Origin of the sequence: Streptomyces sp. NPDC057486 (assembly GCF_042802415.1) — a bacterium.
Taxonomy (GTDB): domain Bacteria; phylum Actinomycetota; class Actinomycetes; order Streptomycetales; family Streptomycetaceae; genus Streptomyces; species Streptomyces yanii.
The window spans coordinates 1-5,978 of sequence record NZ_JBHVEE010000252.1 but is presented as its reverse complement, the minus strand read 5'-3'; the positions used below and the strand labels follow the sequence as shown (position 1 = coordinate 5,978).

Sequence of the window (5,978 nt, the reverse complement as noted above, 5' to 3'; positions counted from 1 at the left end):
CCGAGCCGGTCGGTCAGCATGCGCGCGGTCGCGGCGGGGGTGATGAGCAGCGCGAGAACCAGGATGTTGCCGACCGCCTCCAGCGACATGACGATTGTCGTCGTCACCACGATGTAGAGGAGCAGGTCCAGGCCGAAGACCGGCAGGCCGGCGGCGCGGGCCGTTTCGCGGTCCAGGGTCACGGCGACGAGTTCCTTGCGCAGGAGGAGGACGACGATGACGAGAACGGCCCCGAGTCCCGCCACCGTCCACACGTCCTCGGGACCGACGGCGAGGACCTGACCGAAAAGGAAGGAGGACAGGTCGGTCGTCCAGCTGCAACGGTGGACACGAGGACGATGCCGAGGCCGAAGGCGAAGAACACCCCGATGACGGTGTCCTCCTTCAACCGCCGGTTCTGGGCGACGAGCAGCTCACAACCCCCCATGGGTCATATCCATGCCTGTCATGGAATACAGAGACGATAATCATTTTCGTTAAATCATCGCAAGCCCCGCTTCACCGTGCGAGCCTCGGAAAGCGATCCGGCGCGCCGCTCGCATTCGAAAATCGAACACACGTACCATTCGGGTGTGCCCACGTACGACTTCCCGCAAGACCTCCGCGACGCCCAGCTCGCCCTGCACCGGACCCGCGCCGCCTACGAGCAGTACGCCGCCACGCTCCCGTGGTCGGCCGAACCGATGCCCGGCTGGGACAGCGAGCGGCAGCCGTACACCAGCTTCCGCTCCGGCAAGGCCGACAGCCCCGGCTACACGCAGGAGCAGGCCGCAGAGGTGGCCCGGTTCCAGGCGGAGCTGCTCCGGCTGAGCACCGTGGTGGCGACGCACCCGTTCTGGGCGACGCTCGACGGTGGTGTGGTGGCGGCGCGGACGGCGCTCAAGCACGCACACGAAACTGCCGGGGACGAGGTGGCGTAGCCGTGTCCGACCCCGGGTCGATATCCCGCCTCGACAAGCTCCGGGCTCTTCAGGAGTGGCTGGACTGGCAGTTGCGCCAGACCCGGGGCCGGATCCAACAGCTCGAAGCCCAAGAACGCCAGGGCCAAGAACAGCAGGGCCGGCAGCGGCGGGCGCCGGAACAGCAGCGCGGCAGGGAGCAGCGCCGGCAGGGGGAGCCACCGGTCGAGAAAAAGGAGAGCGGGAAAGGCCGCCCGCGTACCTTCCCGGACTGGGGCATCACCGACATCGGTGTCGGCACCTCGCGGTCCGAGGTCCACCGTGGCGACTGTTTCGCCGCCGGGAAGCAGCTGCGGGCCATCAGCCGGGAGCAGGCCCTCGCCGCCCTCGCTGACGGAATTCAGGCCTGCGAGGTGTGCCGGCCGGACACCGCACTCGGCGCGCCGCGATCAGCGCCTGGTCGCAGCATGAATGAAAGTTGAGGAACTCCCGATCAGCGTGGCGTCGGCCCGTGCCGTTGCGGTGCTGCCGCAGGAGCCGGGCCGGTGGCGCAAGCCCAAATTCGACGGGCACCGGACGGTGTTGGTGCGCACCGAGGACACCGTGACCCTGTGCGCCCGCTCCGGCCGGGTCGTCACCACGCACTGGATGGGTCTCGCCACCGCCGGGATGGAGCTGCTCCCGGGGACGAAGGCTGCTGGTCGTACCGCCACAGCGTGTCAGTCGGCTCAAGAATCGAGCACGGCGGCGGCCTCGGTCTCGACGAGTTGGTCCTTGCAGCCGAGCGCGGTGACGCCCATCAAGATGCTTGGGACGTCACGGTCGGCGAACGAGCACAAACGCCGCCTCACGCTGCTGCGCGAGCAGCGGTGAACGCCGCACACCGGCACCGCTATGCGCAGGAGAGAGGGGCAGAACCTCTGCCGTCATCCGACTCTGTAGGGGCGCATCATCTCGTTGTCCTCGTGTTCGAGCATGTGGCAGTGCCAGACGTATTGGCCCGCCCTGTCGAATGTCGCCTTCAGCCTCGTGACGGCACCCGGGTAGGCGACTACGGTGTCTTTGAACCCGCGCTCCCATGGCTCTGCGGGCCGGGCGGCATGGCCGGTCCGCTGTCGGTCGAGGACCTCGAACTGGACCTCGTGGACATGGATCGGGTGGGCATCCTTCGTGAGATTGTGAATCTCCCAGATCTCGGTCGCACCGAGGGCCGGATGCTCCGTGACGGGGTCGTCCCAGCGCCTCGGCACAGCGGCGCCACGCCGGTCCAGGGTGCCGAGCAGCAGTTGTCGGGGTCCGACATGCGGGAGTGACGCGGAGTTCTGCTCACTGAGCGAAAGCCGTCGGATGCGGCTCGCCTCTCCCAAGGGCTCGACCGATGGCAACGACAGCTGGGAGGGTGGGGCGGTTGTGTCCGGCGTGGTGAGTGCTCCGATCGTGAGCTTTATGACCTGTCCAGTGGTGGCCGGGTCCGCCGGGGAGAAGTCCGAACCCGCTTTCCCGCCCTGGAACGCTTTGTCGGGGCCCTCGTTGATGAGATACAACTCGGTCCCGACCGGTACCGAGGTGAAGTCGACGATCACGTCGGCGCGCTCGGCGGGAGCGATGAGCAACTCGTCGCGCCGTACGGGTGTGGGGAGGAAGCCGCCCTCGTTGCCGATTTGCCAGAAGGAGATTACTGCCTGCGCGGGCCTACGAGCGAGCGAGCGGGTGACGATCTTCAGGATCAGGTACCGCGAATTGCATCCGTTGAGAAGCCGGAACCGATAGCGGCGCGGCTCGACTTGAAGGACCGGCCAGGTTCTCCCGTTGGCCACCATCGTGTTGCCGAAGAACTCGGGGCTCCAGATCGGAGGGATGTCGCTGGCCGGAATGTAGGGGCCCTTGAATCCGTCGAAGGCAGCGCGTCCGGCCGGGTAGAAGAGGCTGCCGTCGACGTGGAACGAGCGGTCCTGGATGACGAGAGGGATCTCGTAGTACTTCCGACCGGGCGGATCACCGGCCCGGGGTGCGGGACCGGGCAATATCCCGTCGGGAAGGTCCGCAGGGCCGCCTCGCAGGAGGTAGAACCCTGCCAGTCCGGCGTACACGTTCAGCCGCGTGACACCCAGGGCGTGATCGTGGAACCAGAAGGTCGAGGCTCTCTCCGTATTGGCGTACTGGAACACCGCTTCTCCCCGGCCCCAGGTGTCACCGAACCGGTCCTCGAACTTGCCTTTGAACTCCTCATAGAAGGAACCGACTTCGGCGTATCCCTTAGGAAGGTCGACCGCGCCGGGAAGATACCAGGCTTCGGTGTAGCCATCGCTCTCCTCCGTGTTCTGCCCGCCATGCAGGTGCGTCACGATCGGTACCGGACCCGAGTACGGTCCGGGTGTCGAGCGGAATCCGGGACGTGTGTCCCGGGCCGACACTCCGCCCGCGGGGTTCGCCCAGTGCAGGGTGGGGTCGACCGGCAGCAGGTGCGGCAAGTAGCCGCCTTTGTGATCAAGCAGCTGGTTCTTCCACCTCACCCGAACAGGTGTTCCGAAGTGGGCCTCGATGGTGAACGCGGGATAGTGGAAGCTGCGCGGATGCAGGGTTGAGCCGTACCCCCACACGGTTGTCGCCGGCAGTCCAGGGGGCAGCACCTGCTGCTGGAACTGTCGCACACCGATCATGTAGTGGTCGATGCGATCAGCGACGGCGCCACCGGCCTGCGGCATGGTGGATGGGACGACGAGCCGTGTGACGTACTTGTCCACCGTTCTCGGATCCAGAAGGCCCTTGTCGCCGGGCGTTCGGAGACGTGGAGCCGCGGTGACGGCCGGAAGGAGCGCGAGCATTCCGCCGGCCGCTGCCTGCACGACATGCCGCCTCGTGACCACCTGGATCTCCAACACTTGTCGGTCTGACTCCGGCGCTGCTTCCTTCCGCGGTTCCGCCCGACGGTGCTCCGAGACCGCCGGCAAGCACCGGGCATGATCAGCCTGCCGCAGCTTTCACCTCCGCGCGTTGCTGTAATGCTCCAGGCGAGGGATCTCGCGACCACCTCGTGAACATGCACTGTCCCTGGACCCAGATGTGCCACTAGCAGACGGCTACCGGTGTCTCGCGTTCCTGACGTTGCGCGGGGTTCCGTCCTTGGCGACGTAGGCCGGGCGGGTCACGTCACGGGCCGGCAGCTCCTGGCTGATCGGGCGGTTCAGAACCTCGATGTCTCGTTCGGCTGCCTGGTTCGGCCCTCCTTCTCAGTGCAGTTGCTCGGCCAGTCCGACGATGATGCCCTCCGGGCCGCGGAGGTAGCAGAGCAGATAGCTGTCCTCGAACCGGGCGATCTCGCCGACGAGTTCGGCGCCGTGAGGGCGCAGGCGGGCAACGGTGTCCTTGATGTCGTCGACGGCGAACATGACGCGGTGCGTGCCCAGAATGTTGTGCGGCCGGTTGCGCGGCCCGGCGCTGATCGCCGCGGGGCTGCGGTACTTCGCCAGCTCGAGCCGGCTGTGACCGTCCGGGGTCCGGACCATCGCGATGTCACAGCGGACGCCGTCGAGTCCGGTGCACTGGTCGGCGAAGAGGCCCTCGACCTCCCCCCTGCCCTCCAGCTCCATACCGAGTTCCACGAAGAACGCGATGGCGGCATCCATGTCCTCGACGACGATGCCGACGTTGTCCATCCGCTGAATCGCCATGCTGGCTTCTCCTTCTTCCTCGTGCGGCCGGTGGTGGCCGCTGATGTCCCTGGGACGGAGCCGGTGACACGTTCTCGACATCCGCAGACCGCCGAACTCCGAAGAATCCGGATCGCGGCTCAGCACCGCTACAGCAGAATCGCGAGCCAGGCGCCACCACCGAGGGTGAGTGCGGCGCAGATGGCCGCTCCCATGAAGACGATCAGCCGCAGCGTGCCGTCCCCGCTTTCCATGCTTCCTCGACGATTCGCAGCGTGCGCGCTTGAGCATTGCGCCCGCAATTGACTCACGGTGCCGCTTCGCCCTAAGAGCTATCACGTAATGCCGGTGAGAACGTGCCCTGCTGCGGCGGGTGCCTCGTTTACCGGATGTCGAGCTTGAGGTTGTGGAGTGCGGCAACGCCGGCGACGGCGTGGTTGATCGCTTCACCACGGCGGCGGCATTGGCGGAGAATCTGGTGGTCTTTGAGTCGGGCGATGGTGTGCTCTGCGACAGCCCGGCGTTTACGGAACCGGCGGTAGTTCCGGTCCTTGACGATGCGGCCGTCCGCGCCGCGGCGTGGTGTTCGTATGCGGTCGCAGCCGCGGTAGCCGCCGTCGCCCGACAGGCAGGGATGGTTGGGCAGTGTTTTCTCGAGGGTTTCGCGGAAAACGACTACATCGTTGCGGTTGCCGGGCCAGGCGTCTCCGACGGCGACAACCCTCCGGTCGCGGGCCCTGCAGACGACCTGCACGTTGACGCTGCGCCGATAGTTTTTGCTCTTCGCGGTGCGCCGCTGGTCGTGGACCGGGATCAGTGTGCCGTCTACCACCCACAGTTCACGACGGTCGGTGGGCGGTGGTCCGAGGAGCTGCGCGAGCGGCTCGGCTAGCCGGGTAATGACGCGGTGGGCGGCGGCGTGGGAGATACCGAACAGGGAGCCGAGTTGCTGCATGGTGAGGTTGGTCCTGTAGGCGAGGACGACCAGCAGGACCCGGTCGGCGAACGGCAGTGCCCAGGGCCGGCCTCGGCTGGTGTCCGCCCTGATTTCCCACAGCTGCCCGACGAGATGCTGCATTGGCGGCCCGGTCAGACCGGTCCACGCCGTGGAGGTCGGCCGAGGTGCAACAGGTAAGCCGCAGGCGCATGCAGGGAGCGTAGAGCCCGAAGTCCTGTGGTTGTGAAGGTGTGTTGTCAGTGGCGTCTTGTAGCTTTGGCGTTGGTTGCCGCGCTGGTGAAATTCGCGGACAAGTGACGTTGTCCGAGATGAGCAAAAAGGAGGTGGGTCAGCGGTGAACGCTGAGCGGAATGAGTCCGTGCTCACCGCCGCCTCTGCTCCTCCTGCCCGCCGGTTCCGCGGGAAGAACAAGGGCAAGAGATGGACGCGGAGGAAAGACACCGAGCTTGCGGTGATCCGCCTTCCGTTGGA

The 5,978-nt window shown here is 66.6% G+C and carries 7 protein-coding genes and 1 pseudogene; 3 read left to right on the top strand and 5 right to left on the bottom strand.

Going from position 1 to position 5,978, the window contains the following annotated elements; all coding sequences use genetic code 11:
• The coding region (locus ACFU6I_RS47545) for a metal ABC transporter permease (protein ID WP_384380547.1) at positions 1-254 on the bottom strand (254 nt) is incomplete at its 3' end.
• Positions 255-572: 318 nt separating this feature from the next.
• Between ACFU6I_RS47545 and ACFU6I_RS47540 the strand changes: the two genes are divergently transcribed.
• From ACFU6I_RS47540 to ACFU6I_RS47530, 3 genes are read left to right on the top strand one after another with little or no spacing between them, the layout of a single operon-like run.
• Entirely contained in the window at positions 573-920 is a 348-nt protein-coding gene (locus ACFU6I_RS47540) for a hypothetical protein (protein WP_384380544.1), read from the top strand.
• Positions 921-922: 2 nt separating this feature from the next.
• Entirely contained in the window at positions 923-1,381 is a 459-nt protein-coding gene (locus ACFU6I_RS47535; RefSeq protein WP_384380542.1) for a DUF6233 domain-containing protein, read from the top strand.
• A 16-nt stretch (positions 1,382-1,397) separates the two neighbouring features.
• A complete protein-coding gene (locus tag ACFU6I_RS47530; RefSeq protein ID WP_384380539.1) occupies positions 1,398-1,772 on the top strand; it encodes a hypothetical protein in 375 nt (124 codons plus the stop codon).
• A gap of 53 nt (positions 1,773-1,825) precedes the next feature.
• Here the strand turns inward: ACFU6I_RS47530 and ACFU6I_RS47525 are convergent, their stop codons facing one another.
• The 4 genes and pseudogenes from ACFU6I_RS47525 to ACFU6I_RS47510 all read right to left on the bottom strand — a co-directional run bounded on the left by ACFU6I_RS47525 (position 1,826) and on the right by ACFU6I_RS47510 (position 5,627).
• A complete protein-coding gene (locus ACFU6I_RS47525; protein WP_384380536.1) occupies positions 1,826-3,766 on the bottom strand; it encodes a multicopper oxidase family protein in 1,941 nt (646 codons plus the stop codon).
• Between the two features lie 234 nt (positions 3,767-4,000).
• Positions 4,001-4,096: pseudogene (locus ACFU6I_RS47520) on the bottom strand (pyridoxamine 5-phosphate oxidase); the annotation flags it as partial.
• A 33-nt stretch (positions 4,097-4,129) separates the two neighbouring features.
• The gene (locus ACFU6I_RS47515) at positions 4,130-4,570 is read right to left on the bottom strand and encodes a VOC family protein (protein WP_384380532.1); all 441 of its coding nucleotides are present in this window, start codon (positions 4,568-4,570) and stop codon (positions 4,130-4,132) included.
• A gap of 361 nt (positions 4,571-4,931) precedes the next feature.
• A complete protein-coding gene (locus tag ACFU6I_RS47510) occupies positions 4,932-5,627 on the bottom strand; it encodes a transposase (protein ID WP_384380529.1) in 696 nt (231 codons plus the stop codon).
• Positions 5,628-5,978 lie beyond the last annotated feature (351 nt).

Excerpts from the sequence above, each read along its gene's own strand:
- ACFU6I_RS47515 (WP_384380532.1), bottom strand. The coding sequence starts at position 4,570 with ATGGCGATTCAGCGGATGGACAACGTCGGCATCGTCGTCGAGGACATG.
- ACFU6I_RS47510 (WP_384380529.1), bottom strand. The coding sequence starts at position 5,627 with ATGCAGCATCTCGTCGGGCAGCTGTGGGAAATCAGGGCGGACACCAGC.